Source organism: Aeromonas sp. (assembly GCF_051657805.1).
GTDB lineage: Bacteria > Pseudomonadota > Gammaproteobacteria > Enterobacterales > Aeromonadaceae > Aeromonas.
Map to the genome: position 1 here is coordinate 1 of NZ_JBOFLJ010000037.1, position 1,238 is coordinate 1,238.

Consider the following 1,238-nt stretch of genomic DNA (forward strand, 5'->3'; position numbering starts at 1 on the left):
TAGACCCGAATGGGAAGAGGGTGCATAGGTCTGGCATCTGGCCGTAGTAGAGCTCGAACGGGGTGATGTACAACGGGCCGTCATGGTCAGGGTGGTCGACTTCGAGCGGGATTACGTTCATACGCTCAAACGCCGTCCTAAGCGCCCAGAACCAAAAGCGGCGGGGTAAGTTTGCCTCTTGGAGGTATGAGCGGGCCATGCGGACGGCGGTGACCCAGTGGCGTTCCACCAATCCGTTTTGGGAGTGTCGGTAGGGGACAGAAGATAGGGTCTTGATACCCTTGCTAAGGAGCAACCACTTGACGTCCCCTCTGATGAGAGAGGTGTCAAAGTCGGTGAGCATGCGTACCAGCTGGGAGGTTCGATCTGGACCGATGTCGGCGAAGTACTGTTGGAAAGCCGCGGCAAGAGTGGCGCCACTCTTATCCCGGAGCCCATAGCTCCAACACTGGCGGGATCCAGCGTCAATGATGACTAAGGCATATTGGTGACCACCAGGGGAAACACCATCGCCATAACCCATATCCACACAGATGGTGTGTCCAGGTGGGGGAATTTGCGCCTTCTTACCGCGACGGTTGCGCCGGATATTGACCAGGTCCCCAATGGAGATTGGCTTCTCCTTAAGGTTGACAACGCTACCCCCCTCGCAAGCCTTGGTGAGGACGGACCAATCACAGAAGGTGCGATTGCCAAATAACTTGTGGAGTTCGTTGTCAGTGAAGCGTTTGGAAGGTGACCCAGAGTCCGGAACGTACTGGGAGGGGACATCTCGGGTGGAGGACGTGTCATGATTCTGGGAGAAAGGGAGGAAGCGGCGGGGGCCGCCGCCTGTACCTTGGAAGGAGTACCCAAAGCCAGGTGTGTTGGTGGCTGGGGCCCCCTGGAAAGTGAGCTCGTCGGTAGGGCCAACAAGGAGGGATGAAATGAAGTCCGGGTTGCTACCAGGGGGGGCTGGAGAGCAGGGGAGGACCACATCCTCTTTGTCGTCAATATGGAGGTTGAAGGTGGGATATCCGAGGATCACCTCCTCGTTGGACGCAAGAAAGAAAGCATCTGGGTGGAGGCGACGATGCATACGAACGGATTTGAGCCGCATAGCGAGACCAGGGAGATGGAGCCAGCCGTGTTCCTCAACAATCTTATCACCGAGGAGGAGACGGACGGTGCCTTGACCGGCAACTGGCATGGCCTCCCCGTTGGCCGCAGTGATGAAGGTGTCAGTCACAGGAGTGTAG

Annotated in this window: 1 protein-coding gene; it reads right to left on the reverse strand. The window is 57.4% G+C overall.

Annotated features, from left to right (window positions below; translation table 11 throughout):
• Positions 1–1,238: hypothetical protein (locus ACRCYW_RS14465; RefSeq protein ID WP_438550769.1), on the reverse strand; the 1,238-nt coding region annotated here is incomplete at both ends.